This is a genomic window from Microbulbifer sp. THAF38, from assembly GCF_009363535.1.
Lineage (GTDB): Bacteria > Pseudomonadota > Gammaproteobacteria > Pseudomonadales > Cellvibrionaceae > Microbulbifer.
The window spans coordinates 373,052-398,993 of sequence record NZ_CP045369.1 but is presented as its reverse complement, the minus strand read 5'-3'; the positions used below and the strand labels follow the sequence as shown (position 1 = coordinate 398,993).

24 protein-coding genes are annotated in these 25,942 nt (G+C 53.6%); 15 read left to right on the top strand and 9 right to left on the bottom strand.

Going from position 1 to position 25,942, the window contains the following annotated elements; genetic code table 11:
* Window positions 1-128 precede the first annotated feature (128 nt).
* Window positions 129-1,274, top strand: a complete 1,146-nt coding sequence (locus tag FIU95_RS01675; protein WP_216646292.1) for a beta-ketoacyl-ACP synthase III — start codon at window positions 129-131, stop codon at window positions 1,272-1,274.
* Between the two features lie 60 nt (window positions 1,275-1,334).
* Here the strand turns inward: FIU95_RS01675 and FIU95_RS01670 are convergent, their stop codons facing one another.
* Window positions 1,335-1,886, bottom strand: coding sequence for a PadR family transcriptional regulator (locus FIU95_RS01670; RefSeq protein ID WP_152450910.1), 552 nt, complete (start codon window positions 1,884-1,886; stop codon window positions 1,335-1,337).
* A 242-nt stretch (window positions 1,887-2,128) separates the two neighbouring features.
* On the opposite strand from FIU95_RS01670, the gene alaE reads away from it, so the two are divergent.
* From alaE to ppc, 5 genes are all read left to right on the top strand, one after another.
* Entirely contained in the window at window positions 2,129-2,632 is a 504-nt protein-coding gene (gene alaE, locus FIU95_RS01665) for an L-alanine exporter AlaE (RefSeq protein WP_152450908.1), read from the top strand.
* Window positions 2,633-2,679: 47 nt separating this feature from the next.
* Complete coding sequence (locus FIU95_RS01660) at window positions 2,680-3,375, top strand: aspartate/glutamate racemase family protein (RefSeq protein ID WP_152450906.1); 696 nt, start codon at window positions 2,680-2,682, stop codon at window positions 3,373-3,375.
* A 384-nt stretch (window positions 3,376-3,759) separates the two neighbouring features.
* Window positions 3,760-5,133, top strand: a complete 1,374-nt coding sequence (locus tag FIU95_RS01655; protein ID WP_152450904.1) for a response regulator — start codon at window positions 3,760-3,762, stop codon at window positions 5,131-5,133.
* Window positions 5,134-5,261: 128 nt separating this feature from the next.
* On the top strand, window positions 5,262-5,630 hold the full coding sequence (locus FIU95_RS01650) for a hypothetical protein (protein ID WP_152450902.1): 369 nt from the start codon (window positions 5,262-5,264) through the stop codon (window positions 5,628-5,630).
* 418 nt (window positions 5,631-6,048) lie between these two features.
* Window positions 6,049-8,712 carry a phosphoenolpyruvate carboxylase gene (gene ppc, locus FIU95_RS01645; protein WP_152450900.1) on the top strand — a complete coding sequence of 888 codons (2,664 nt, stop codon included), beginning with the start codon at window positions 6,049-6,051 and terminating at the stop codon, window positions 8,710-8,712.
* 100 nt (window positions 8,713-8,812) lie between these two features.
* Here the strand turns inward: ppc and FIU95_RS01640 are convergent, their stop codons facing one another.
* Window positions 8,813-10,060, bottom strand: coding sequence for a DUF945 family protein (locus FIU95_RS01640; RefSeq protein ID WP_152450898.1), 1,248 nt, complete (start codon window positions 10,058-10,060; stop codon window positions 8,813-8,815).
* 381 nt (window positions 10,061-10,441) lie between these two features.
* Here FIU95_RS01640 and FIU95_RS01635 point away from each other — a divergent pair, with 381 nt between their 5' ends.
* From FIU95_RS01635 to FIU95_RS01600, 8 genes are all read left to right on the top strand, one after another.
* Window positions 10,442-10,735 (top strand): hypothetical protein, encoded by a 294-nt coding sequence (locus tag FIU95_RS01635; protein WP_152450896.1) that lies wholly within the window; start codon window positions 10,442-10,444, stop codon window positions 10,733-10,735.
* A 57-nt stretch (window positions 10,736-10,792) separates the two neighbouring features.
* Window positions 10,793-11,212, top strand: a complete 420-nt coding sequence (locus FIU95_RS01630) for a hypothetical protein (RefSeq protein WP_152450894.1) — start codon at window positions 10,793-10,795, stop codon at window positions 11,210-11,212.
* A gap of 96 nt (window positions 11,213-11,308) precedes the next feature.
* Window positions 11,309-11,836 (top strand): GNAT family N-acetyltransferase, encoded by a 528-nt coding sequence (locus FIU95_RS01625; protein WP_152450892.1) that lies wholly within the window; start codon window positions 11,309-11,311, stop codon window positions 11,834-11,836.
* 62 nt (window positions 11,837-11,898) lie between these two features.
* Complete coding sequence (locus FIU95_RS01620; RefSeq protein ID WP_152450890.1) at window positions 11,899-12,141, top strand: hypothetical protein; 243 nt, start codon at window positions 11,899-11,901, stop codon at window positions 12,139-12,141.
* A gap of 94 nt (window positions 12,142-12,235) precedes the next feature.
* Entirely contained in the window at window positions 12,236-12,811 is a 576-nt protein-coding gene (locus FIU95_RS01615) for a DUF1287 domain-containing protein (RefSeq protein ID WP_216646291.1), read from the top strand.
* A gap of 143 nt (window positions 12,812-12,954) precedes the next feature.
* Window positions 12,955-14,886, top strand: a complete 1,932-nt coding sequence (locus tag FIU95_RS01610; RefSeq protein ID WP_152450888.1) for a multicopper oxidase family protein — start codon at window positions 12,955-12,957, stop codon at window positions 14,884-14,886.
* Window positions 14,887-15,157: 271 nt separating this feature from the next.
* Entirely contained in the window at window positions 15,158-15,580 is a 423-nt protein-coding gene (locus FIU95_RS01605; protein WP_152450886.1) for a hypothetical protein, read from the top strand.
* Complete coding sequence (locus tag FIU95_RS01600) at window positions 15,577-15,852, top strand: hypothetical protein (protein WP_152450884.1); 276 nt, start codon at window positions 15,577-15,579, stop codon at window positions 15,850-15,852. The genes FIU95_RS01605 and FIU95_RS01600 overlap by 4 nt, the downstream gene beginning before the upstream one ends.
* A gap of 161 nt (window positions 15,853-16,013) precedes the next feature.
* Here FIU95_RS01600 and FIU95_RS01595 read toward each other — a convergent pair whose 3' ends face one another.
* From FIU95_RS01595 to FIU95_RS01565, 7 genes are all read right to left on the bottom strand, one after another.
* Window positions 16,014-16,913: a hydroxymethylglutaryl-CoA lyase gene (locus tag FIU95_RS01595; RefSeq protein WP_152450882.1), complete on the bottom strand. Its 900-nt coding sequence runs from the start codon at window positions 16,911-16,913 to the stop codon at window positions 16,014-16,016.
* On the bottom strand, window positions 16,913-18,913 hold the full coding sequence (locus FIU95_RS01590) for an acetyl/propionyl/methylcrotonyl-CoA carboxylase subunit alpha (protein WP_152450880.1): 2,001 nt from the start codon (window positions 18,911-18,913) through the stop codon (window positions 16,913-16,915). Before FIU95_RS01590 ends, FIU95_RS01595 begins: the two co-directional genes overlap by 1 nt.
* Before the next feature lie 4 nt (window positions 18,914-18,917).
* A complete protein-coding gene (locus tag FIU95_RS01585; protein WP_152450878.1) occupies window positions 18,918-19,715 on the bottom strand; it encodes an enoyl-CoA hydratase/isomerase family protein in 798 nt (265 codons plus the stop codon).
* Between the two features lie 71 nt (window positions 19,716-19,786).
* Complete coding sequence (locus FIU95_RS01580) at window positions 19,787-21,394, bottom strand: carboxyl transferase domain-containing protein (RefSeq protein ID WP_152450876.1); 1,608 nt, start codon at window positions 21,392-21,394, stop codon at window positions 19,787-19,789.
* Window positions 21,395-21,510: 116 nt separating this feature from the next.
* Window positions 21,511-22,680, bottom strand: a complete 1,170-nt coding sequence (locus FIU95_RS01575) for an isovaleryl-CoA dehydrogenase (protein ID WP_152450874.1) — start codon at window positions 22,678-22,680, stop codon at window positions 21,511-21,513.
* 134 nt (window positions 22,681-22,814) lie between these two features.
* Window positions 22,815-23,231, bottom strand: coding sequence for a MerR family DNA-binding transcriptional regulator (locus FIU95_RS01570; RefSeq protein WP_152450872.1), 417 nt, complete (start codon window positions 23,229-23,231; stop codon window positions 22,815-22,817).
* A gap of 129 nt (window positions 23,232-23,360) precedes the next feature.
* Complete coding sequence (locus tag FIU95_RS01565) at window positions 23,361-24,419, bottom strand: hypothetical protein (protein ID WP_152450870.1); 1,059 nt, start codon at window positions 24,417-24,419, stop codon at window positions 23,361-23,363.
* A 386-nt stretch (window positions 24,420-24,805) separates the two neighbouring features.
* Between FIU95_RS01565 and serB the strand changes: the two genes are divergently transcribed.
* Entirely contained in the window at window positions 24,806-25,939 is a 1,134-nt protein-coding gene (gene serB / locus FIU95_RS01560) for a phosphoserine phosphatase SerB (protein ID WP_152450868.1), read from the top strand.
* The last annotated feature ends 3 nt before the right edge of the window (window positions 25,940-25,942 follow it).

Here is a 25,942-nt window from a genome sequence, read left to right as displayed (position 1 = left end):
TCACAGAAGCGTCACAATAACTTGCCTTGCCGTTCTGGCACCAAAATCCCATACAAGCCGGCACTGCTAAGGTTTTATTTAGTGACTAATTGCTCGCAGGTGTTTTGCTGCGAGCCAGGGATTCAGCGATGAGTGAATACAAGTTGCCACGGGGCATTGTCATCAGCGGCACCGGCCTGTGGACCCCTCCAGAAGCGATCAGCAACGAAGAGCTGGTAGACGCCTACAATACCTACGCCACCCAGTACAACCTGGAGCATGCCTTGGCGATAGAGTCCGGCGAGCTGCAGCCCAAGCCGCAATCCTCGGCAGAATTTATCGAGAAAGCCTCCGGGATCAAGAGCCGCTATGTGGTGACCCGTGAAGGGATTCTCGATCCCGCGCGCATGCGCCCCTATATTCCTGAGCGCAACGACGACGACCTATGTGTGCAGGCAGAAATGGGCCTGAAAGCCGCCAAGCTGGCACTGGAAAAAGCCAACAAGCAGGCCTCCGATGTAGATCTGGTGATTGTCGGCGCCTCCTACATGCAGCGCGCCTACCCGGCAATCGCCATCGAGATTCAGGGTGCCCTCGGCATCGACGGCTTCGCTTTCGATATGGAAGTGGCCTGCTCCTCGGCAACCTTCTCCCTGCAGCGCGCGGTGGATGCCATCTGCTCCGGCGCCGCGCGTACCGTGCTGGTGATCAACTCTGAACTGGCCTCACCCCAGGTGGACTTCACCGATCGCGACAGCCATTTCATCTTCGGGGATGTAGCCGTGGCCAGCGTGATCGAGCGCCGCGAGACCTGCAACGTAGACAGCGCCTGGGAGATCCTCGGCACCAAGGCCAAGACTGTCTACTCCAACAATATCCGCTCCAACTTCGGCTATGCCGCGCGCGCCGCCGATGTAGATCCCTTCGGCCCCGGCAAGCTGTTCCGCCAGAACGGCCGCAAGGTGTTCAAGGAAGTCTGCCCCATGGCTGCCGCCCATATTGAGGAGCACCTGCGCGAGAGTGGTACCGATCCCCGCGAGGTGAGCCGTTACTGGCTGCACCAGGCCAACATCAACATGAATAACCTAATCGCCAAGAAACTGATGGGTGATGAGGCTAGCGAAGAACGCGCCCCAGTAGTGTTGGATCGCTACGCCAATACCGCCAGTGCCGGCTCGGTCATTGCCTTCAACCTACACAGCGACGACCTGCAAGTAGGCGAGCGCGGAATCATCTGCTCCTTTGGCGCCGGCTACTCTATCGGCAGCCTGGTGGTGGAGAAGGTCTCTATCTAGGCCATTGAGCGACTGAGTAATTCGCCACAGGCACAAAAAACCGGGCATCGCCCGGTTTTTTTAACTGTCCTCAACGCATTTTTGCTCCAGTTCCTGCAGCATGTTTTCCGCCCAACTGATCCAGGTCTTCTCCGCCTCTATACCCAGTAACAGAGTCTGGTGGGCCAACCAATAGCGCTCCTGCAGGGCTGGGTCACTTTTCAATACCCGCTCGTTTTGTTCCCGGTAGTTTTCCAGCAGCCCTCGGTGTCTGTGCAATTGATCATTGAGAGCCGAGCGCAGTTCCTCTTGGCTCAAATGGTGGCCGGCAAACATACGCACTAAGAAGGGCTCGCGAATCTTCTGCGGCGCCGCTGGCTGAATTACCCAGTCGCGCAGCTCCGCGCGGCCCTTATCAGTGAGGCTGTAGACCTTCTTGTCCGGCTTGCCCTCCTGAGGTTGCTCCTCGCAATCCAGAAGCCCCTCATCATGTAGCTTGTGCAGTTCCCGATACATCTGCTGGTGGCTGGCGCTCCAGAAATGGGAAACACTGCGCTCGAAACGGCGCTTGAGGTCGTAACCGCTGCCGGGCTCTATATCCAGCAGGGTGAGTACGGCATAGCGCAGGGACATGGTGGCTCCGGTTGGGGTTATGCAAAGAGTTGCATATTAACCTCTGGGGCGCCATCCTGGCCAGGCGACATGTTAAGCCAATAAGATAATTAGATTAATTTTCTAATAAATAGTAGGACGTTTATCTCGACAGATCTCATCAGTCGAGATGCAAGGCTAGATTTTACGTAATTTGGAGATATAATCGCCGGCCTGCCGCCGTCGTGAGATAGCGATTCGAGGTTCAAGAGGTTGTCTTCTCCATGTCCGCGCCTGCATTAACACCATCTTCACCATCCGGCCCCGAAGCCGAACCCAACGCGCCCAGTAATCGCCGCTGGGATTTCCTGCTGGATATCTTCGCCATGAACAGTTTTTCCTGGGCTGTGGCGATTCCCATCGAGCTGGTACTGGCCGGTATGAGCTGGAGTGAACACCTGAAAGTGCGCCTGATGGCGCTGGTGTTCAACACCCTGATCGCCCGTCCCTTCAGTGTCTACCGTAACTGGGTAGTGAACCGCTTTGGCGGCGGCGGCCCAATCAATGCCTATCTGGTGGACACCTTTGTATTCGTGAGCTTCCAGTTCCCCCTGTACATGGGCAATATGCATCTGGGCGGCGCCAGCTGGGACGAGATTGCCACCGCCAGTATCACGTTCATGTTGATCGCCGGTGCCCTCGGCGGCCCTTATGGAATTTATCTCGACTGGCTGCGCCGAGTGTGGATTAATAACGTCAGCCCCCTACTGGGCAAGAGAGCCTCTTAAAGAGGACGCTGACACTCGACTGAGCATTACGAGAGAGGAAAATCGCCGTGTTGACGCAAAACGCCATTGAAAAGAGTTCCATGACCATTGGCGTGGTCGCCGGCACCCCCACAGATACCCGCTTTGGCCTGGATTTCCTCGCCGCGCGCCAGCTGCGCGGCATCGGCCTGTCCCTATCTGCCTCTCCCCAAGCACAGACGCAGCTACAGGCACTGGAGCGCGGCGCCCTCACCCAGCAGTTGATCGGCGCCATAGAGCAGCTGCACCAGGCAGGGGCCGAGGCCGCCATGATTTACTGTAACTCCCTATCCGGTGCAGTAGATATGGAAGCGGTCAAAGCCACCTCCCCCATTGAGGTGGTTTCCCCCCTGGAGGTTTACGCCGAACTCACTCAGCGCTACCGCAACTTTGGCCTGCTCGCCGCCAACTGTCAGAGCTGCGCCAATATCGAGCGGGAGATCCTTGAGCGCAACACAACCGCCAAGGTGATTGGCATCGGCAACCTCCAGATTGTCGAAGATATCGAGGACGGCCTCGCCGCCGAAATGATCGTGCGACAACACGCCCTCGATGACCTGGTAGCGGCACTGGTAAAAAGCGGCGTGCAGATCCTGATACTGGGCTGCACTCATTTTGACTATTTTTATCAGGAACTGCTCGCTCACTGTGACGGTATCCGCCTTTTCCTACCCTCGGAACGTATGCTGCAGTTATTACAGGAGCGCCTCCCCCAAGCTGCCTAAATCGATCGCAACATCATTAATTTGTCGCGTATTTTCTCGAAGGGCACCTGCTGCCTACCTCGGTAAAATACGCCTGCACCACAATAATTTCCCGCCAAATACGCCGATGTAATAGCGTGCAATTCTTCATTGCAAACCTCACCCAAAATAATCCACTACGATTTATTGGCGCAATATTGCTTGGCTATTAGCGATAACAGTCATACCTATGACTGGATTCTCCACCGACAATCCCGCCGACACTAAAAAAATATCTCTTGTACACCGTGCCATATTGCAGTATCAAACGCTCTGATCTTTTCGGGAGTATCGATCAAAACCTACCGCGAAAATCACACTGCGGACTGCAGGATTTAGTCCGCCCTAACACAAGTGGTTATAAGGATGATAAAAGCCATTTCTTCTGGGGGATTGCCCTCTCGTCGTGTTTTTTTTCACGCTCTGCCAGCCCGGGCACTACTATGCGGCTCAGTATTTATCTCCACTACTGCGCAAGCTTTTGAATTAAATGCCCTGCAACAACAAATTCCGATTTACTGGCTCGCCGCAGCGCTGGCGGTATTATTCATAGTTTGTGCTTTTACACTCAATAGACAGTTGAGACTAAGCAAACTGCGTCGAGAAAGTACAGAGCGCGTCGATAATATCAGTGCGGAAAATAGTAATTTGTTTCAGCAGGTGCACAGCCGTAATAGTGAATTCCTCGCACTGGAAAAACAATTGGATGAAACCCGAGAAAGCCTCGAATTATTGCGACAGGAAAAATCCGATCTGCTCACCATAGTCCGCCACCAATTGCATCACCCCCTAGATACGCTGATGGGTACCCTCAATCTGATTGCGCGCAGTGAGGACAACAATATTAAAGCCCTGGTGGAAATCGGTAAGCGCCAGTTAAACGCCGCGCTCAAATCCTTGGACGACCTGCGCCAATTCGGCAAAGTGGAAACCGTCGAGCTAAAGCTTCCCAAAGAAATGCTTGGCAATACCGGCAGTGGTCTCGCCGTTCTGTTGGTGGAAAATAACAAGCATGAATCCCTGCAGGCACCACTGGAAGCCATGGGCCACCATGTACAAAGGGAGTGCAATGGTATCGACGGTAGCAGCGCCGCCCTGCAGAAAAACTTTGACTTGATCCTAACCGACACCCATCTGCCCCTAATGGACGGCGTGGAAGCGGTGCGGGAAATTCGCCGCGAACGAGGCAATGATTTACCCGTTTTCGCCCTGCTGCAATCAGCCAAGACCGGTGACAAGGAGCGCTATCAGGCCCGGGGTTTTACCGGCGTGCTGACCCACCCGATTGCCGATCGCCAGCTGATGCAACTGATGCAATGGGCCGCTCGACGTATCCAGGGAACCTCACCACAACAAAAAACGCGTCCAGCGCAGCTGCTCAATACCAATACCCTTTTACGCCAGCGGGACACCCTGGACCACCTGTCCTTCGCCGAGCTTCTCAGTGACCGCAGCGCCACCCTACCCAAACGTATCACCGCACTCACCAGTGCCCTCACTGGCCGCCACTGGTTAGATGCGGAGAAACAGGCACAGGAGGTCGCCCGTGCGGCGGCGGAAGTGGGGCTCGACAGCGTGGCCACTCGCCTGCGCAGTCTCACAGCGAATCTTTCTATCGATAGCGAACGGGAACACTGCCGTCAGCAGCGCACCGAGTTACTGCAATTAATGCGTGAATCGGTGCGCCAGCTGAAGGCCTGGCGCGAGCGCAATGTACACACCGAGTGGGCGCTAAAATAATATGGGGTGTGGCGACATATTGGGCTATTCACCGACTGTCGCATAAAAACACCATTCCAGCGCAGCCAAGTTGAATTGCGCACTAGAGGCCACACATTATTTTGCAGAGTCCACAAGAGAATAAGGTTATGTCTGAGCAGTACCCCACGCGCTCCCAAGAGGCCCGCGAACAGAGTGGCCGCGACCTGGCCATCATGGTCTATTTGATCCAGGCCATCAGTCTGTTTACCGCGGTTCCTTTTTTTGTCGGCGTACTGATTAACTACTTCAAACGCAGCGATGTGCGCGGTACCCTGGCGGAATCCCACTTCCGCTGGCAGATTCGCACCTTCTGGTTCTGGTTGCTGTGGACTGTGGTCGGCTCCCTGACCTTTTGGATTTTCGGGCTCGGTTACGTGATTCTCGCCGTTAACTGGATTTGGGTCATTTACCGAGTCATCCGCGGCTGGCTGAGGCTGGCTGATCGCCGCCCTGCCTATGACCCTATGCACTATTAAAAATACATTTTTAAAAAGTGACCCGCGCGCAAAATTGCACGCGGGTATTTTCATCCCACGCGCGTCCGCGATTCCCAAGCTCTCTCTTATAAATTCCACTCACTCTTTAGCAGTATATTTATAGGTTTCTCAGCTTTAATTTACCCTTGAGCGAAACCTCAAATATATATCCCCAGCAATATTGAGTGGAGAAGGAAATTCGGTAGCAGGTAAAATTTTTCCGAATAATATTTTTGTAATTACAAGCTCTCTTAAATTCCACTTTGTACGCCGGCCAAGCTCTTTATTTTCCGTATTTCAAAGCGATTCAAAGAGACTCATTCTTTCCACTCTTTCTGAATGGCAGTACAGCCTCCCCCAAATTATGCGAAGATAAGCCCAGTATTTTCACCGGATATTGCTAGGGAGAAAAAGGCTTGTGAGTCAGGATCAAAACACCCCGCTACGGGAGGATGTCCGCCTACTCGGCGAGGAGCTCGGTTCGGTGCTGCGTGAGCAGGCCGGTGACACGCTATTCAATACCGTGGAAACCATTCGCCAGGTCGCGGTGGAGAGCCGCAGTGCGGGAGAGATGCAGGTGGACCGCCTGCACCAGTTGCTGGACCCCCTCGACGATGACACATTGCTGGAAGTGGCCCGCGCCTTCAGCCAATTTCTCAATCTGGCTAATATTGCCGAACAACGCCACCGGGAGCGGCTACACCGACAACACCAGCGCTTCTCCGGTGATCCCGATACAGACCGCGGTTTGCGTCAGGTTTTAGCGGAATTGAAGAGCGCCAAACGATCCCCCGCCGACATTCATACAACACTCCGAGAACTCTCGGTAGAGCTAGTCCTCACCGCCCACCCCACCGAAGTTACCCGCCGCACCCTGATCCGCAAATACGACCATATCGCCGACCTCCTCGCCGCCCTGGACAGACCCGATCTCACCCAGGAGGAAGGCCGCGAGCTGCGCCGTCACCTGCACGAGCAAATACTCTCCGCCTGGAGTACTGATGAGATCCGCCGCGAAAGACCCACGCCGGTGGATGAGGCCAAGTGGGGCTTCGCCACCATCGAGCAGTCTCTGTGGCAGGCGGTGCCCCAGAGTATGCGCGCTATCGAGGCGGAGCTGGCCCTGGCGGAACTTCCCCCCATGCCCGACGACTGGGTGCCGATACGCTTTGCCTCCTGGATGGGCGGCGACCGCGACGGCAATCCCAATGTCACCGCAGGGGTAACCCGCAAAGTATTACTGCTGGCCCGCTGGATGGCTGCCGACCTTTTTTTGCGCGATGTGGATAACCTGCTGGCCGACCTATCCATGCACAAAGCCAGTGAGGAGTTACTGGAGCAAACCGGCCCAAGCCATGAGCCCTACCGACTGATACTGCGCCGCGTGCGCCAGCGCCTACGCAATACCCTCGCGCAGATGGAGGCGCGTATCAACGGCGGTGAGATCATCACCAGTAAAGTATTTAACACGACTCAACAGCTGTTCGAGCCCCTCAGCCTAATCGACCGTTCCCTGCGCACCGTGGGTCTCTCCGCCATCGCCGATGGCCAGCTCAAAGATACCCTGCGCCGACTCAACTGCTTTGGTATCACGCTACTGCGCCTGGATATCCGCCAGGAATCCACCCGCCATGCAGATGCCCTCGATGCCATTACCCGCTACCTGGGGCTGGGCAACTACGCCAGCTGGGACGAACAGAGCAAGCTGGATTTCCTACTGGCCGAACTGGATAACCGCCGCCCGTTGGTCGATGAGGATTTCTACCATACGGATTTTTGCGATAGGGATGTGCGCGAGGTTTTAGAGACCTGCAAGGTGGTCGCCGAGCAGGGCCCCGAGGGGTTCGGCGCCTATGTGATTTCCATGGCGAAAAAGCCCTCCGACGTGCTGGCGGTCATGCTGCTGCAAAAAATCGCCGGTGTGCACCAACCCATGCGAGTGGTGCCGTTATTTGAAACTCTCGACGATCTCAATAATGCCGCCGAAACCATGAGCACCCTGCTCAATATTCCCCAATATAAGCAGCGCGTGCTGGAGGGGCAGGAGGTGATGATCGGCTACTCGGACTCCGCCAAGGACGCCGGTTTCCTCGGTGCGGCCTGGGCGCAATTCAGTACCCAGGAAGCGCTCACCAAGATATTCCGCAACCACGGCATCCCCCTGACGCTATTCCACGGCCGCGGCGGTTCCATTTCCCGCGGCGGGTCCCCCACGCGAATGGCGCTGTTATCGCAGCCACCGGGTTCAGTGGCCGGGCGCATCCGCGTGACCGAGCAAGGGGAGATGATCCGCTTTAAATACGGCCGTCCGTCAGTGGCCGCCTACAACCTGGAGCAGTATGTGGCCGCCACCCTGGAGGCCACCCTGATGCCACCGGCACAGCCGCGCCCCGAATGGCGCCACCAGATGGAGCGCCTCACCGAAGTCTCGGTACAGAGCTACCGCGAGGTGGTGCGGGACGATCCGGCCTTGGTCGCCTACTTGCGTACCGTCACCCCAGAGACCGAACTACGCCGCCTGGCCCTGGGCAGCCGCCCTGCAAAGCGCAAACCCGGCGGCGGTGTCGAAACCCTGCGCGCCATTCCCTGGGTTTTCGCCTGGACCCAAATGCGCCTGATGCTACCCGCCTGGCTCGGCACGGGCACGGCCCTGGAACACGCCCTGAAACAGGCCGACGAAGCCGACACATTGCGGCAGATGAGTGCTGAGTGGCCCTTCTTCCAGGGCGTTGTGGATATGTTGGAAATGGTCCTGGCCAAATCTGACACTCGCGTCGCCTCCTGGTATGAGGAGCGCCTCACCGACAGCGAGGAACTGATCGAGCTCGGGGAAAGCCTGCGTGAGCGCCTGGCCCACACAGTAAGCGCCCTGCAACAGCTCACCGGCCGCGAAAGCCTACTGGACAACAACCCGGTGATGCGCTGGTCCATTCGCGTACGCGACCCCTACACAGATCCACTGCACCTGCTACAAGCCGAGCTTATGGCGCGCCTGCGCGAGCGGGAGAGCGACGCGGTGTTGGAAAGTGCCCTGATGGTGACAATTGCCGGCATTGCTGCGGGAATGCGCAATACCGGCTAATGCTGCTCCGGCTAACGCTGCTATTGATGGGCGAGTTACAGTCTTGAAAAAATGGGACAACAAAAGGGAGAAGTTAGAACTTCTCCCCAAAACCCACTGATTAAAATTGCCCGGTCAACGCCATCAGGAACAGGTCCGGTGGCAACTGCTGGCCATTCACTTCCAAGCGTCCACGATTGACCTCCAGGTGCATCTGCAACTCATCATTATGCTCAATCAACAAACCGTATTCCCGCAACATCATCGCCTGGCCCACCAACGGCGATTGCAGCAGAGCCGATTCCGCCGCACTCAGGGTCATGGTGCCTACCAGGGGCTTCAACCACTGATTTAGGGCACTGCCGTTGCGATGACGGGGTGGGCGTTTCATCCCCTGCCAATGAATATCTGCATCGACCAGAACCGGGCCATTGCGGGATTCCACCGCCAGCTGCTGCTGCAGGCGCAGCGGCGGACGCATATCACTGGCCCAATTGCGCTCCGCCACCGGCAGCAGCACGCGCAGGTAATGCCCTAGGTCAGCGGCAGTAATCTTCGGTAAGGTCATCTGTTGGCGCGCGGAAGTGATGGGTGTGGCAGACTGGACACTAGGCAGCTGCAGATCGCTCACCACTTTAAGAGTCTGCGCCGCGAGCATTTCTACATCCAGTTCCAGAATAATATCTCGCAGCTCCACCGGGCCTGAGTCTGATTCTGCACGCAACAGTGACAAATAAAGCTGCGCCTTGCCGCCACGGCGGGGCTCTAACTGGAACTCCCCCTTGAGTGGTTCGGTAAATAATACCTCTACACCGTCGCGCAGCTGGGTCAGGCTACCCAGGTCGATCACCCCATCCAACACCGCGCCACTGTAGTCCGTCGAAACCGCGATCTCTCCACCTTCAAATTCCCACTGTGCAGTAGCATCAGATTTCTTAAAGGGTTCCAGGCGCAGGGTATTGAGCACCCGGTTATCCGCCAGAACCAGGGTCTCCAAAACCAGTGGGCTGCTCTGTAAACGGCCATAGACACCCTCGAGCTGTGCTCGGAGCTCTGGGTTTAGTTGCTCCAGATCGAGACGGGTCTCACTATAGATAACCCCCAGGCGTGGTCCACTGGAGGTCAACAGCAATGGACCGTGATGAATCTCCGTGCGCAGTTCAGTGGTGCCATTCTGTAACGCCACCTCGGTATTGGTTTCAGCCCCAAACCAACCGCGCTGGTAGCTGGTGGAATTCCCCCCCTGTAACCTACTCAGCTGCTGCTTCCAGATCTCTTCCACCTTGGGACCAATAAAGCCCGGCGCCGCCAAGGCGGAAATCACCAATAAAACCAGAAGAATTAACAGGAGCCAACGCAAGAGTTTCATAAGAATCGGTCTAACAGCAGGATTTGCGCCGATGTTAGCAGATTATGAAGTTATTGGTGCGACAATGGTACCAAGGACCGAAGTCTGGTTGAGTTCGATAGATCCTATGTGCTATTTCCTTCAACAGCACCAGAATAAACAACCAGTCATTGCCCCACTATCTTATTAGGAGGGCCTCTATCCGATAAGACTGCGAGCGATAAGAGATACGGTACGTAAGTTCCAGATAAGAAAAAAGCAAAAAAATATTCTCGGCTCTTTCAGAAATTTAAAATCATAAAACTTAAGGTTAACCACTTATACCCCTATTCTGCAGGGTACTTTGCCGTGACCCTACCGTATAATCACGTCTGAAGTTGTCCCAACCAGAGAGATTTCATTGTGAAGCCCGAGGTAATTCTTTTAATCGTTAATACCGTTATCATCTGCGCAGCCTATCTCTATATTTATCCAAGGCATGCAGGGGCCAACCTTAACAAGGTCATAATCAATGATCTCTTTGCAACAGGTATTGCACTATTGATAGCCGGCATTCTTTTTGGAGATGCCGAGCTCAAGTTTAACATGCTGCTATTTACCGCCAATTGGTTTGGCTTTTCCCTAATCAGCTTCCTGCTGATTGAACTTCCGTTCTTTAAGTGGTATTGGGATAAGTACAGTGTTAATTTGAGATAAATTATTTTGGCAGAATAGTCTGGAAGACATCAGTAAATAAATTACAGAGCACCGGGAATGAGCAATAAACACATCTATTTAAAGGGGTTACTTTTCTGGAGCATCTTGTTTTCAACCTATTTAGTCACTTTAAATTTTCCTGCAACAGAATTTGCCTGGAAATTACTACTTATTTTCACCGCCTTACTCTACTTTTGCACTAATCGCGACAAATTTCAGCGATCAATAATAGATGATCCAATTTCTTATGTAAGATTTGATGGAGAGTTTATGATTATCGGTGATCTTTCCATCAAAAAATCTGCGATAAGAAAAATTGCTATTGACTCTGTCAAAGATCGTGGCTACTTCTCCCTCCCTTACAACCAACTATCTCCAGGGAAGATTCCTGAGTTTGTCTTCCCCTCCAACAAAGTCATCTCTTTTTGCGAATATCTAAAGCAAGAATTCCCCTCAAATGTGGAATTCATCACTTAAAACCCCTGCAGAAAAATCATCAGAGATGAGTAATTAAAACATATCGTCAAATAATCGCCTTTACGGTTTTTACTTATCAAGGAATCAGGTAATGCCATGAAAATACGTATAGCGAATAGGCAAGATGCACCCACCATCGCAAGTATACATAGCGCCAGCTGGCAAGAAAATTACCATAAAGTGCTTTCCAGGCACTACCTTGAGAATAAGGCCCCAATGGAAAGGATGCGACTTTGGGAGGATCGTTTTGAGCAGCCAAAACATAATCAGCAGGTACTGTTAGCAGAGATTGAGGGCAATATCGCCGGTTTTGTCTGCCTCTACGCAGACAATCATCCTGATTGGGGGACGCACCTGGACAATTTGCATGTGCGTAAAGGCTACCATTCCATGGGAATTGGAAAAACACTCTTTGTTGAAGGCGCTCGCTGGGCTTATGAGCAGGCTCCTGATAGAGGTATGTGCCTTTTAGTCAATCAAGATAATTTTAAAGCTCAATCCTTCTACCAGAAGCTGGGCGGGAGACAGGTGCAAGAAAGTAATTGGCATGCACCCGATGGAAGTAATGTGCCAACCTACTGGTATGTCTGGGATCATCCAAACAAATTGATCGAGGTCGATTAATAGAACTAAAAAATTTATAGATCACTAAGTTTACATTCTCTTACCAATAATTAGTAGGCAATATGGAAGAAGTTGTTGGAGGCATAATTAGATTTGCCTTTCATTTTTTATTTGATGTGGTAGCCCGATTAATTTTCGAGATTTTTTTCTACTTTCCCGGATACTATATCAGCAAGCTCCTCCCCCTTAAAAAAGAGGAACCAAGCTTTGGGCAGATATTTTTCTCCAGCGTCTTCTTTTGGTTTGTTGTCGGCCTATTCAGTTATGTCGTTTACTCGAACTTTGCAGACAGCGCCACCTCATAAAAAAGTTTAATTGGATACGACCAAACGAGGTTAAGGCTGGCACCATATTTGGAAAAATAATTCCACCTACTTGAAATAAAAAAGGAAACTTAAAGTGAGAAGATTAATTCTCTTTGTCGGCATTATTTCATCCAATTGCTATGCACAAAATCTTCCCTTAGCCGAAGCCGCCCTGGAGCGCACTTACCACACAGTGCGCTACGACCCCTCTTATATCTCTATCCCCTATCCAAATGGTGATGTGCCAGCCGATACTGGTGTCTGTACAGATGTAGTCATTCGCTCCTTTCGAAAGCTGGGCATTGATCTACAGAAAGAGGTACATGAAGATATCTCAAGCAATTTCCAAGCCTATCCTTCGAAGCGTATCTGGGGACTTTTAAGACCAGATAAGAATATTGACCACCGACGGGTACCAAACCTTCAGACCTTCTTTCATCGCAAAGGTATGTCAATCCCCATTACTGATAAGTCGAGTGACTATCTACCCGGAGATATTATTACCTGGATGCTTCCAGGGAATCTCCCTCATATCGGAATCGTCTCACCAAAGCCATCTAAAAATACAGATCGTTTTTTGATTGCTCATAATATTGGCGCAGGCCCGGTGCTGGAAGACGTTCTGTTCTCTTATACAATAACTGGACACTATCGATTAAACCTCGAATAAAAGATTTACTAGATACCGGGAATATCCAACTATACTCAGCGTGCTTAGAAATAAGAATTTATTCACGCCAAGAGGTTAGTTACGTCTGCAGGGCAATTTTACCCCATTAACATGCGATTTGGCTCAACCATCGAGAACTAATCATGTTAAGGCTGACCCACTTATGCCTATTACTATCACTGCTTTGTTTTCAAACTGCTGCCCATGAGAAAGCTAGCACCAGCCCAGCAAGCCCAGTAACCTTGCTCGATCCTGACACAGTGGTTAAGTTCGAGAACGAACTACCTGTCCCACTAGAAATCCGCCCCCAGGGCTCAACTCCTATCAAACTGCCAGCACGGCCCACCCAGGTTTGGATGGGCCTGCGAGATAAGGAGGGCAAACGCATAATGACTAAAGCCTGGGGTTTTGAATATGCAGGTCGCATCCACTCTCCCGGCCCGACTATTCGCGCCCGAGAAGGCCAACCGGTATTTGTACATTGGGCCAATGAGCTACCGGGTCCGCATCTATTTCCTGTAGATAGATCCATTCACCTCGCCGATGTAAAAGATCCAAAAGCTGTACCTATGGTTATCCACCTTCACGGCGGGCATACAGAGTGGAAAAGTGACGGCAATCCCCTCGCTTGGTACACCCGCAATTATCGTGAGACGGGACCATTATTTGAGAAAAGGATTTACGAATACGACAACTCCCAGGACGCCGCCACTATCTGGTATCACGACCACACCCTGGGCATGACGCGCCTTAATGTTTACGCGGGTCTATTCGGTTTTTACCTGGTAGGCGATGACAATGAAGACCGCCTGATACAGGAGAAGCTGCTCCCCGCAGAAGATCGCACTTTTGTTGCCGCTATTACAGACAGCTTGTTTAGCTCCGATGGACAACTATATTTTCCTGGCTGGAGGGACCAGCCTCCATCACCAGTTTCCCATGAAGCAGTTAAAGTCAATTGGCCCAATCCCTCTCATCTCGACGAGTTTTTTGGCAATTTTATACTGGTAAACGGCATGACCTGGCCCAAAGTCAGTGTCACTCCACACGTCTATCGATTGCGGTTACTCAACGCATCCGATACCCGCACACTGATACTCAGGATCGACGAAAATACCCCCTTTGTACAAGTCGGCGGTGACGGCGGATTTCTCGATCATCCTGTAAAATTGGCTGAACTGATATTGGCACCCGCAGAGCGAGCAGATGTTTTAGTAGATTTCAGTGGTTATAAAGGGCGTAAGCTAACACTGCGGAACTTTGGACCGGATGTCCCTTTTAAAGGCTTTGTAGAGGCCAATGATCCAAAGAGTTCAGTTCCACTTGTCTACAACCCGGATGGTAAACGCGTATTAAGCAATGGACGCGGTGGCATCACACCAGCTACCGATCCAAATACTACAGGCCAGATCCTACAATTCCATATTGCATCAACACCGATAAGCGCCTCTTCCGATAAACAGCAATCAAAGATCAAAAACACTATTGGAGATTTAAATCTCACCCTAGATACTCCCTTGCGCGCGCCCCTTAACCGGCTGAACCAAGCCAGCCGCACACGACAACTTGCCTCCTACCGGTTGGACGATCCCTACGGCCGCAATCTACTCATGTTAGGTCCAGTAAAGGAGGGCTCCCTATTTTTTGAAGACCCCACTACAGAAATAATCCAACACAACGCCGTTGAGATCTGGGAGATATACAACCCTACAGTATCGGCCCACCCTATCCATATTCACCTAGTGGAATTCCAGGTACTGGATCGCCAGCCTTTTAAAGGAAAACTTATTCCCAAAGCGCAGAAATTTATGCACACCGGTGAGGTCTTCCAGGGAGCACGGCTGGAAATAGAATCCCTACAGGGAAAACCCCTTACACCACAACCAGAAGAAAGTGGGCCCAAAGATACAGTGATCGCCCTTCCCGGCCAAGTGACCCGGGTAATAGCGCGCTTTGACCGCGCAGGTCTCTATGTATGGCACTGCCATCTGCTCTCCCATGAGGATTACGATATGATGCGGTCGTTTAGGGTGTTGGCGCCTAAGGTAACAAATAATTCACCCTCTAAGTTTTAAGACTTAACAGTTTAACTGTCCAAGCAAATCAACATTAAGAAGATTTAAAACCTCATACTCGCCAACCCCCTAATTTCACTACCATATAAGATAACTTCAGCACTCATAGATGGCACCTTGGAACCACAAATACGAATAATTTAAACTTTAGTGGCCAGACATATGGAAAAAAAGGTCTAACTAAAATTACAATTCATACAAAGGAGATTTAAATTGAATCTATCTATTTATCACCATCAAAATAACTAAAGCCCCCCTCAAGGAAGAGAAAATGGAATTAATTCAAGTAGATAATGTAAGAGAACAAATAACCAAATTACAGAAATTGATCAGGGTCGTGGACCCTCATTCGCACTCAACACTCACAGATGGAACAGTTCGCGAGATTGATTTCAAGTTTTCCCCTGATATGGAATATATAGAAGCAAGCAATGAAGTGGGTCTATCTTTTGCCACTAACATGAAAAAATTCAAAAAAATAATTAAATCAAAATCTAGATTTCACACCGAGTGTGACATTTATGCCATTGATGAGTCATTACTATCAATGGATGGACTAAAAATCATACATGATCGTCCAGGGCATGCCAGTTTAACCGTAACCAAGAAAATGCCCATACCGGACCTGATAAATAAGTTGAAAGTTATTGCTGCTAGAATGGATAAAATCGGAACCATGAGGATAGCCCCATGAAAAATATTCACCAGCCAATCAAAGACATCATGTCTTACTACGCCCAAAAGTTATCCAATCAAAAGGTATTAAACATACTACAAAAAGATTCCATTGAATCTGAAGACGAAGCAAAGGATATTCTTTTATTTCTTGACTCTATGTGCACTGAAATTGCACAAGACGCTCAGAATAACGTAGTAGTACTAAGACAACCTATTAAGACATCTGATGCGGAAAAAATCTGTGATGTTATTGAAGATTATATAGAAGAAATTGGGTATGAAAGCTAGTCAAGACAAATCAAAAAATATCAGGCTATATGAAATGGTATTTATAAAGCTTTCTATTTACTGAGGCAGAAAGTCCAGTAAAAAACTCCTCTAGAAGAAATTAACACGTACAAATAAAACCTCTCCAGGGCCTATTGCCCGGGAGAGATTTCTGTAAAGACTCAACCAGGCACCAAAGTCTTAGCCACACGGGAGTTGGTCTCCCGCCCCAGCTGTTCAGAAATAAAGTTCCCAGCCTCTGCCAGCAACTGTAAATCCACGCCAGTTTCAATACCCATGCCGTTGAGCATATAGAGCACATCCTCACTGGCAACATTACCGGAAGCGCCGCGGGCATAGGGGCAGCCACCCAGGCCGGCTACGGCGGAATCTACTACTGCGACACCCATTTGTAAGGCCGCGTAAATATTGGCCAACGCCTGGCCGTAGGTATCGTGGAAATGCACCGCAAGTTTTTCCACAGGTACACGGGCCATCACCTGTTCCAGCATACGCTTGGCGGCTTCCGGGGTGCCGACACCGATGGTGTCGCCTAGGGAAATTTCGTAGCAACCCATTTCCAATAGAGCGGCACTAACTTCTGCCACTTTGGCGGGATCAATATCGCCTTCATAGGGGCAACCAAGTACGCAGGATACGTATCCGCGCACGGGTATGCCGTCTTGCTTGGCTTTTTCCACCAGTGGGCGGAAGCGCTCCAGACTCTCAGCGATACTGCAATTAATATTTTTCTGGGTGAAGGCTTCCGAGGCCGCGCCGAATACGGCGACCTCATCCGCTTTGGCTTCCACTGCGCGCTCATAGCCTTTTAAGTTTGGTGTGAGCGCGCTGTAGATAACACCGTCTTTACGCTGGATACCCGCCAGCACTTCCTCGCTGGCGGCCATTTGCGGTACCCACTTGGGGCTGACAAAGCTGCCGGCTTCAATAACCGACAGCCCACTAGCACTGAGTTTGTCTACCAGCGCGATACGGGTCTCCACAGAGATTGGCTGCTTTTCATTTTGCAGCCCATCGCGGGGGCCCACTTCGACGATTTTTACTTGCTTGGGCAAAGTCATTATTGCTCCTCCCCGGCAAAATCCACCAGCAGGCTGCCGCCATCCACCAGCTCACCTTCGGCGCAGAAGAACTGCTGCACGGTGCCGGATGCTGGAGCCCGCAGGGTGTGTTCCATTTTCATGGCTTCCATTACCAGTAGTGGCTGGTCTTTTTCCACTGTGGAGCCCGGCTGTACCAGTAGCGAAATAATGGTGCCGTTCATGGGGGCATCGAGGCCGTGGGCCTGGTCATTACTCTCGCCGATATCCGGTGGCAGCAACTTGAATTCCACCTGGGTACCATCGATAAATACAGCACCGCCATCGCGGGTATCCACGGCGGAGAAACTCATGCGACGGCCGTCCACCAACATCAAGTCGCGTCCCGGCAGCAGGCGAATCTCACCGCTGTTTTGTTCCTCAGGCAAGGCATCGCAAGTCCAGCGCAGGCTATCGCCCTCCGCAACAAAGCGAATTTGCGCGTGCTGGCCGCGGTAGTCCACCGTCTGGGTGCGACTGCCAGCCAGAGCATTGCGCCAGTTATCACCATTATGCCAAGGGGAGAAAGGATCTCGCTGCGGTGTGCTGTTGCGCAGATCGCGCTCTTCACGCTGCTGCAAATAACCGGCAATAGCGGCGCACTTCAGCGGCGTCAGTGTCTGCTCCTGATGCAGCACTTCCGCCTCGTAGTCCTCGATAAAGTGCGTCGAAATACAACCGCTGGCAAATGCCTGGTGATTGATCACTCGGCGCAGGAATTCAATATTGTGGCGCACACCGGCAATCTGGTAATCACGCAATGCGCGATCCAGTTTGGCCAGGGCTTCTTTGCGGGTGCGGCCGTGGCAGATCAATTTGGCGATCATCGGGTCGTAATGCACGCTGATTTCATCGCCGGTCTGCACACCGGTATCCACCCGCACGCCCTCGCCTTCCACCGGGGGCTGATGACGCACCAACACGCCGGTTGCCGGCAGGAAATCATTGTCCGGGTCCTCGGCGTAGATACGCACTTCCATGGCGTGGCCGTTGATCTGCAGCGCATCCTGGCTCATGGGCAGGGGGTCACCGGCAGCGACTGCCAGCTGCCAAGCCACCAAATCTTGTCCGGTGATCATTTCCGTTACCGGGTGCTCCACCTGCAGGCGGGTGTTCATTTCCATAAAGTAGAAGGCACCGCTGGCATCCAGCAGGAATTCCACCGTACCGGCACCCACGTAACCAATCGCATGGGCCGCGCGCAGGGCCGCTTCACCCATGCGGGCGCGCAGCTCCGGAGTCATGCCCGGTGCGGGGGCCTCTTCCACTACTTTTTGATGGCGGCGCTGCACCGAGCAATCCCGCTCAAACAGGTAGACACCGTTGCCCTGCTGATCGCAGAACACCTGGATTTCCACATGGCGGGGACTCACCACATAGCGCTCCAGCAACATGATGTCATCGCTAAAGGCATTCATGGCCTCACGCTTGGCTGCAGCTAATGCTTCGTGGAATTCATCGGCGCTGTCGACACGGCGCATGCCCTTACCACCACCGCCGGCAGCGGCTTTCAGCAATACCGGATAACCGATGCGATTGGCATGGCCTTCCAACAGCTCTTCATTTTGGTTGGTACCGTGGTAACCGGGCACCAGGGGCACATTGGCCTCTTCCATAATACGTTTGGCAGCGGACTTGGAGCCCATCGCCTCAATCGCGCCGGTGGGCGGGCCAACAAAAATAATGCCGGCGCTATCGCAGGCGCGGCAAAACTCGGCATTTTCCGACAGGAAACCGTAACCCGGATGGATGGCATCGGCACCAGTCTGCTTGGCAGCACCCAATACCTTGTCGATATCCAGGTAGGAATCCCTGGCCGGGGCCGGGCCCAGGTGTACCGCTTCGTCCGCCATCTGCACGTGCAGGGCATCGGCATCCGCATCGGAATAGACAGCGACGGTGGCCACCCCCAAGCGGCGGGCGGTCTTGATAATACGGCAGGCAATTTCGCCGCGATTAGCTATTAACAGTTTGCGAATCATAAAATTATCCTTCGCCACCATTCATCCACTTGGGTGCGCGCTTTTCCAAAAACGCACTCAATCCTTCCTGCCCTTCCGGCGATACGCGCACGGCGGCGATCAGCGCACTGGTCTGCCCTTGCAGCTCATTGTTGATAACCCGGTTGGACATAGACATGGCCAGTTGCTTGGCCATGGCGACCGCCTTGGGGCCGTTGTCGGCAATGGCATTCACTAATTTCTGCACATGCAGATCCAGGTCGCCCTCGGCGCAAACTTCGGATACCAAGCCCATCTGTTCCGCGCGCTCGGCGGAGAAGCGCTCCGCAGTGACAAAGTAACGGCGCGCGTGGCGGGTGCCGATCGCATTGATGACATAGGGACTGATGGTGGCGGGCAGCAAGCCGATTTTGACTTCAGACAAACTGAAGCTGGCGCGCTCAGAGGCTACGGCCATATCGCAGCAGCTCACCAGGCCCACGGCGCCACCAAAAGCAGCGCCCTGTACTCGCGCAATAGTGGGCGTAGGAAAAGTGTCGAGCTTGTACAGCATGGCGGCAAGCGCGGCGGCATCGCGGCGGTTTTCCTCTTCTGAATAAGTCGCCATGCGCTTCATCCAGTTGAGGTCGGCTCCGGCAGAAAAGCTCTTGCCATTGGAGGCCAGTACCAACACACGTACAGCGGGGTTTTGCGCCAGGGTGTCGAAGGTGGTGGCCAGCTCGTGGATCAGTTCATCATCAAAAGCGTTGTGGATTTCCGGCCGGTTCAGGGTGACCGTGGCCACGCCCTCGCTATCCACTTCGCACAGCAATTTATCGCTCATTGTTATTCCTCGATTGGGGCGTTTCTCTCTAGCGGCACTGGGGTAGCCCGCGGCACCGCAACCACGGTTCCTTACATGCGGAACACGCCAAACTGGGTCTCTTCCGGCTCTTTGTGGCTGGCCGCCGCCAGGCACAGGCCGAGCACGCGGCGGGTATCCGCCGGATCGATAACGCCGTCATCCCACAAGCGCGCGGAGGCGTAGTAGGGGTGCCCCTGGTGTTCGTAGTTATCCACAATCGGCTGCTTAAACTGGCGCTCTTCCTCTTCGCTCCAGGATTCACCCCGTGCCGCCATTTGATCGCGCTTCACCTGGGCCAATACGCCAGCGGCCTGCTCACCGCCCATAACCGAAATGCGCGCATTGGGCCACATAAACAGGAAGTTGGGATCGTAGGCGCGGCCACACATACCGTAGTTACCGGCGCCGAAAGAGCCGCCGATAAGGATGGTGATTTTGGGCACCTTGGCGGTAGCGACAGCGGTCACCATCTTGGCGCCGTGTTTGGCGATGCCGCCCGCCTCGTACTGTTTGCCCACCATAAAGCCGGTGATATTTTGCAGGAACACCAATGGAATCTTGCGCTGCGCACACAGCTCAATAAAGTGCGCGCCCTTCTGCGCACTCTCCGCAAACAGAATGCCGTTGTTGGCAACAATTCCCACCGGGTAGCCCTGGATACGAGCAAAACCGGTGACGAGGGTCGTGCCGTACAACGCTTTAAATTCATCGAACTCGGAGCCGTCCACAACCCGCGCGATAATCTCGCGCACATCAAACGGCTGGCGCGAATCCTTGGGCACCACACCGTAAATATCTTCCGGTGGATAAATCGGCTCTACCGGCTTTTGGATATCCAGGCCGGGATTCTTGATGCGGTTCAGGCGCGCTACAGAGCGACGCGCTAACTGCAGCGCGTGTACATCGTTATTGGCGTAGTGATCGGAAACCCCGGAAGTGCGACAGTGCACCTCGGCACCGCCGAGTTCTTCCGCGGAAACTTCTTCACCGGTAGCCGCTTTCACCAGGGGCGGGCCCGCCAGGAAGATAGTGGCCTGTTCTTTCACCATAATGGATTCGTCTGCCATGGCTGGCACATAGGCACCGCCGGCAGTACAGCTCCCCATAACCACCGCAATCTGCGGAATATTCTGTGCAGAGAGATTGGCTTGGTTAAAGAAGATGCGACCGAAGTGCTCACGGTCCGGGAAAACGTCGTCCTGGCGCGGCAGGTTAGCACCACCGGAATCCACCAGGTAAATGCACGGCAGATTGTTCTGCTCGGCAATGGTCTGCGCGCGCAGGTGTTTTTTTACTGTGAGGGGATAATAGGTTCCACCTTTTACCGTGGCATCGTTGGCCACTATCACACAGGGCTGACCGGAAACGGTGCCGATGCCAGTAATAATGCCCGCGGCTGGGACATCCTCACCGTAAACCTCGTGAGCGGCCAGCTGGGAAAATTCCAGGAAGGGGCTACCCGGATCGAGCAGCGCATCGATACGGTCCCGTGGCAATAATTTTCCTCGCGCCAGGTGTTTTTCCCGTGCGCGCTCGCCGCCACCCTGGGCGATGGCTTCCACTTTTTCACGCAGGTCTGCCACCAGCGCCTGCATCTGCTCGCGGTTTTCGCCAAAGGCGGCATCGCGTGTATTTATTTTGCTCTGCAACTGATTCATAAAGTCTGATTCACTTTCCCGGAGAAAAGACCTCCACGGAGCGCCGCTTATCGCCGCAATGTCCGTGGAGACAGCTGCCGCCGACAGGCGTCGGCAGCGAGAAGAAATGCCCAGCCTTAGCGGGTCTCGTTAAACAGCTCGCGACCAATCAGCATACGACGCACTTCAGAAGTGCCCGCGCCGATTTCGTAGAGCTTGGCATCGCGCAGCAGGCGACCGGTGGCGTACTCGTTGATGTAGCCATTGCCGCCCAGAGTCTGGATAGCCTGCAGGGCCATCTGGGTTGCGCGCTCTGCAGTAAATAGGATTACTGCGGCGGCGTCCTTGCGCGAGTCCTCACCGCGATCACAGGCACGGGCCACGGCATAGAGGTAGGAGCGACTGGCATTCAGGTCGGCATACATATCGGCGATCTTGCCCTGCATCAGCTGGAATTCGCCGATGGCTTTGCCGAACTGCTTGCGCTCGTGGATATAGGGCACCACGATATCCAGGCAGGCCTGCATAATGCCTACCGGACCACCGGAAAGAATGGTGCGCTCGTAGTCGAGACCGCTCATCAAAACACGCACGCCGCCGTTCAATTCACCGAGGATATTTTCTTCCGGCACTTCGCAGTCTTCGAACACCAGCTCACAGGTGTTGGAACCGCGCATGCCCAGCTTGTCGAGTTTTTGCGCCTGGGAGAAACCGGCGAAGCCGCGCTCGACGATAAATGCAGTAATACCGCCGGAGCTGATGCCCGGCTCGGTGCGCGCGTAAATCACATAGGTATCGGCATCGGGGCCGTTAGTGATCCACATTTTATTGCCATTCAAAATAAAGCGGTCGCCGCGCTTTTCCGCGCGCAGCTGTAGGCTCACAACATCGGAACCAGAATTGGGTTCGCTCATAGCCAAGGCGCCTACATGTTCACCGGAGCACAGCTTGGGCAGGTACTTGAGCTTCTGCTCGCGGGTACCATTTTTGCGAATTTGGTTTACACACAGGTTGGAGTGGGCACCGTAGGACAAGCCTACAGAAGCGGAGGCGCGGGAAATTTCTTCCATGGCCACAGCGTGTGCCAGGTAACCCATATTGGAACCGCCGAACTCCTCTTCCACGGTCATGCCCAGCAGACCCAGCTCACCGAATTTTTTCCACATATCAGCGGGGAACAGGTTGTCTTCATCGATCTGCGCCGCGCGCAGGGCCAGCTCCGCCTGGCAGAACTTGTAGACCATATCGCGGAGCATATCGATGTCTTCACCGAGGCCGAAATTCAGGGTTGGATAGGAGGTATTCATAATGGCTCCAATAATTATTAGAAAAGTCTTTTAAACTGGTGGCACCTGCAACCACTCGACACATCGGGTGACACGCTAAACCTCTGCGGGTCACAGGCTTTCGCAAGCGCCTGCCGAAATTTTTAAGCTGTGGGCTAGGGGTTTTCTTCTTTGCGACTTTTTACCAAGGCCGCTTGTGCGCGGGTCTCCGCGTCGTCCAGTTCCCCCATCAGGCTTTCGATATCCCTCAGCTGTTGCTGCAACTGTGCACGCTTCTGGGCAATGCGCTCCAGCAGGCGCTGCAACTGCTCCACGTTGCCGTGAGCAGGATCGTACATATCGATAATCTCGCGGCTTTCATCCAGGGAAAAACCCAAGCGCTTACCGCGTAAAATCAGCTTCAGGCGCACCCGTTCCTCAGGACTGTAGATACGGGTCTGCCCTCGCCGCTCCGGCTTGAGCAGGCCCTTGTCCTCATAGAAACGGATGGCGCGGGTGGTGATATCAAATTCCCGCGCCAACTCCGAAATACTGTAACTCTGGGGCTCTACAATGCTGGCTTTGGCTTTCATAAGTACTTCCTCGAGACGCAACAGAGCCTAACAAGAGTTTACGTTGACGTAAACGTAAAGCAAACGCCAAAAAATAACTGCGAGGGGCTATTTAGTCATTAACCCGTCGCAGTGATCGGAAGTGAGGGGTCAGACGCCCAGCAGCTGTTGCAACTGGTTGTCGAGCAACTTTTGATAGGAGGGTGTCAGGCCGGTAACTTCCAGGGACCAGCCGGCGCCGTGATGCTCAATGCGCCCGGCCAGGGAGGTATCTTCCAGCAGCTCCGGATGCAGGAACAAACCGCGCGATTGATTGAGCAGTTGCTCGGCGGAAAAGTCCGGCGTGTTGGGCTCACAAGGCGCCACCGCCAGGGCCAGCTTCAGGCCGGTGGCCCGGCTGACGCTCTGCATCTCCCGTAGTAACAAGCCACAGCAGACCGCGCGAAATGCCGCATCGGCGCCGGAAAATCCCAAGCCGATCTGCGGCCCAGCGCAACTCAGTGGATGGGCACCGTAGATCCGACGCAGCAACTGCATACGCCCATCCAACTCCCGCTGGATTCCTTCGAGCGCGCTGCGGCTCAGTTGGTTGGTCAACTGGGCCCAGTTCAATGGACGCAGGTACAAACCTATGGTGTCCTGTTTTTGTTCGGAAAGATCGGCAGATGATAGAGGTTCTTCAGCTGGCAAACTGCCCGGTGCGGAAAAGCCCCCCACCATCAATGCCGCCACTGCACTAAACGGCAATGCAAAAACCAGTGTCAGCAACAGGCTGGCCCAGGGGAAGGTGACATCCGCGCCAGGGACCAGGGCAACGGTAACATTGCCGGCGATACTGTCGTGCAGCACTACCGGCACGCTAATGGTCTCGCCATTCTCTAGATCGCCGACTTCCGCCAAACTGTTAGATTCCACATCCTCAACGGCAACACCGCTGATGGCAGGCAACTCCAACAATTGTCGGGCCAATAACTGCATACTGATGCGATCGTCAGCGACGATACGCTCCAGGCTCTGCCCTGCAAGAAAACTCGCTGCCGCCTGCGCCGAAGCGCGGTCTTTCTCCACGGCATCGGCATGGCGCTGCCCATAGTAGTGACCGAGAGCCACGCTGCAGAACAGGGCCAGGATCAACCAGATTGCCGCCGCCAACAGGCGCTGACGGACGCGCTTGGATAAATGCGCAAACTGCTCTGGCAGTCTGCGCAAAAAGGAAATCATCGATACAGACATCACGCGGCCTTAATACCTCGCCTTGTTTCTTTTTATCTTGAGCTTCTTATCCTTGCGTCTTTATCAATCATCCTGACGGATAAAAACGTCGCCAACAAACACTGGCGCAGATGCGTGGACCTGCTGGCGTCTTTGGAACTCTCCGCGGCCAAGGGCCCTGGCGCAATTTTATCCTCACAAAGAGCCAATAGTGCGCAGTGTAATTTCCTGTGCCGTTGGTCGATCCAGCAACAAAATAGTTCCACAGGGAGTTTTTTTATTTGTCACAAATAAGCGAGGCAGATCCTGCGGCGCAGATTTTAGCGAAGATTCCGGCTAGAGCTATAATGCGTCACTTATTGAATAAATTGGGGAGCTGCGCCATGGGCGTCGAAACTAGAGCACAAGAATTTCATCTGCCCCTGGCACAAATTGCCCAGTCACCCCTGGACTGCTCTGTGCGCTACCTCACCTATAGCGGCAAGAGCAGCAAGAGCGGCAAGCACGCACAGCTAGGGTTGGAATACGACGAAACAGTACCTTTTTCGGGCACCGCCAGCGGTGAATTGAGCTTACCCAATGCCGCACCATCGGCTGTGCAATCACCCTGGTGCCTGACCTTCCTCAGCCCAGCAGCCAGCCTGTTACAACTACAGCGCCTGCTGGATTTTTGTGCCGAGCAACAATGGCACATCGATGCCATCGACACTCTAGCCCACCGGCACGAGTGCACGGTAATTCGCTTCCAGTTCAGTGCTGAACTGGAGTTTTCCCCTGCGCGATTTGCCTGCCTGCAACTGGCCGAGGAAGTTGGAGCCGATCTGGTTTTGCAGGAAGGCAGCAGTCAGAGGGTACCGGCGCTGGCTGGCTTCGATATGGATTCCACCCTGATTGATGCCGAGGTCATCGACGAGCTGGCCAAGATTACCGGAATCGGCGACCAGGTGGCGGCTATCACCGCGGCCGCCATGCGCGGCGAGCTGGATTTCCGCGACAGCTTCAAAAAACGCATGGCGTTACTCAAGGGTTTTTCCGAACAGCGCCTGGCAGAAATCGCCAGGCAACTGCCACTAAAAGAAGGGGCACAAAACCTGTTGCACTGCCTGCGCAAACTCGGCTGCAAGACGGTCATTTTATCCGGCGGATTCACCTACTTCGCGAACTTCCTACAGAAAGAACGCCTTGCCGTTGACCTGATACACGCCAATGAACTGGAATTCGCCGGTGGCGTACTCACCGGTGAAGTAATAGAACCTATCGTGGACGGCATGCGCAAGCGGTTATTGCTGGAGGAAACTGCAAAGGATATGGGGCTGCCGCTGGGACAGGTGGTTGCCGTAGGGGACGGCGCCAATGATATCCCCATGTTGAACCTGGGCGCCCTGGGTATTGCTATCCACCCAAAACCCAAAGTCCGTAGAGAAGCGCCTCAGGCCATTACCCTATTCGGGCTCGATGCCGCGCTGTACCTATTTGGTCTCAACGACCGACAAATAGCCGAATTGGGGCAGCCTTAGAGG

Excerpts from the sequence above, each read along its gene's own strand:
- FIU95_RS01670 (WP_152450910.1), bottom strand. The coding sequence starts at position 1,886 with ATGTCCCTGCGCTATGCCGTACTCACCCTGCTGGATATAGAGCCCGGC.
- FIU95_RS01590 (WP_152450880.1), bottom strand. The coding sequence starts at position 18,913 with ATGATTCGCAAACTGTTAATAGCTAATCGCGGCGAAATTGCCTGCCGT.
- FIU95_RS01585 (WP_152450878.1), bottom strand. The coding sequence starts at position 19,715 with ATGAGCGATAAATTGCTGTGCGAAGTGGATAGCGAGGGCGTGGCCACG.
- FIU95_RS01630 (WP_152450894.1), top strand. The coding sequence starts at position 10,793 with ATGAGCAATAAACACATCTATTTAAAGGGGTTACTTTTCTGGAGCATC.
- FIU95_RS01595 (WP_152450882.1), bottom strand. The coding sequence starts at position 16,913 with ATGACTTTGCCCAAGCAAGTAAAAATCGTCGAAGTGGGCCCCCGCGAT.
- FIU95_RS01620 (WP_152450890.1), top strand. The coding sequence starts at position 11,899 with ATGGAAGAAGTTGTTGGAGGCATAATTAGATTTGCCTTTCATTTTTTA.
- FIU95_RS01640 (WP_152450898.1), bottom strand. The coding sequence starts at position 10,060 with ATGAAACTCTTGCGTTGGCTCCTGTTAATTCTTCTGGTTTTATTGGTG.
- FIU95_RS01675 (WP_216646292.1), top strand. The coding sequence starts at position 129 with ATGAGTGAATACAAGTTGCCACGGGGCATTGTCATCAGCGGCACCGGC.
- FIU95_RS01570 (WP_152450872.1), bottom strand. The coding sequence starts at position 23,231 with ATGAAAGCCAAAGCCAGCATTGTAGAGCCCCAGAGTTACAGTATTTCG.
- serB (WP_152450868.1), top strand. The coding sequence starts at position 24,806 with ATGGGCGTCGAAACTAGAGCACAAGAATTTCATCTGCCCCTGGCACAA.
- FIU95_RS01575 (WP_152450874.1), bottom strand. The coding sequence starts at position 22,680 with ATGAATACCTCCTATCCAACCCTGAATTTCGGCCTCGGTGAAGACATC.
- FIU95_RS01605 (WP_152450886.1), top strand. The coding sequence starts at position 15,158 with ATGGAATTAATTCAAGTAGATAATGTAAGAGAACAAATAACCAAATTA.
- FIU95_RS01610 (WP_152450888.1), top strand. The coding sequence starts at position 12,955 with ATGTTAAGGCTGACCCACTTATGCCTATTACTATCACTGCTTTGTTTT.
- alaE (WP_152450908.1), top strand. The coding sequence starts at position 2,129 with ATGTCCGCGCCTGCATTAACACCATCTTCACCATCCGGCCCCGAAGCC.
- FIU95_RS01600 (WP_152450884.1), top strand. The coding sequence starts at position 15,577 with ATGAAAAATATTCACCAGCCAATCAAAGACATCATGTCTTACTACGCC.
- FIU95_RS01625 (WP_152450892.1), top strand. The coding sequence starts at position 11,309 with ATGAAAATACGTATAGCGAATAGGCAAGATGCACCCACCATCGCAAGT.
- FIU95_RS01655 (WP_152450904.1), top strand. The coding sequence starts at position 3,760 with ATGATAAAAGCCATTTCTTCTGGGGGATTGCCCTCTCGTCGTGTTTTT.
- FIU95_RS01650 (WP_152450902.1), top strand. The coding sequence starts at position 5,262 with ATGTCTGAGCAGTACCCCACGCGCTCCCAAGAGGCCCGCGAACAGAGT.
- FIU95_RS01580 (WP_152450876.1), bottom strand. The coding sequence starts at position 21,394 with ATGAATCAGTTGCAGAGCAAAATAAATACACGCGATGCCGCCTTTGGC.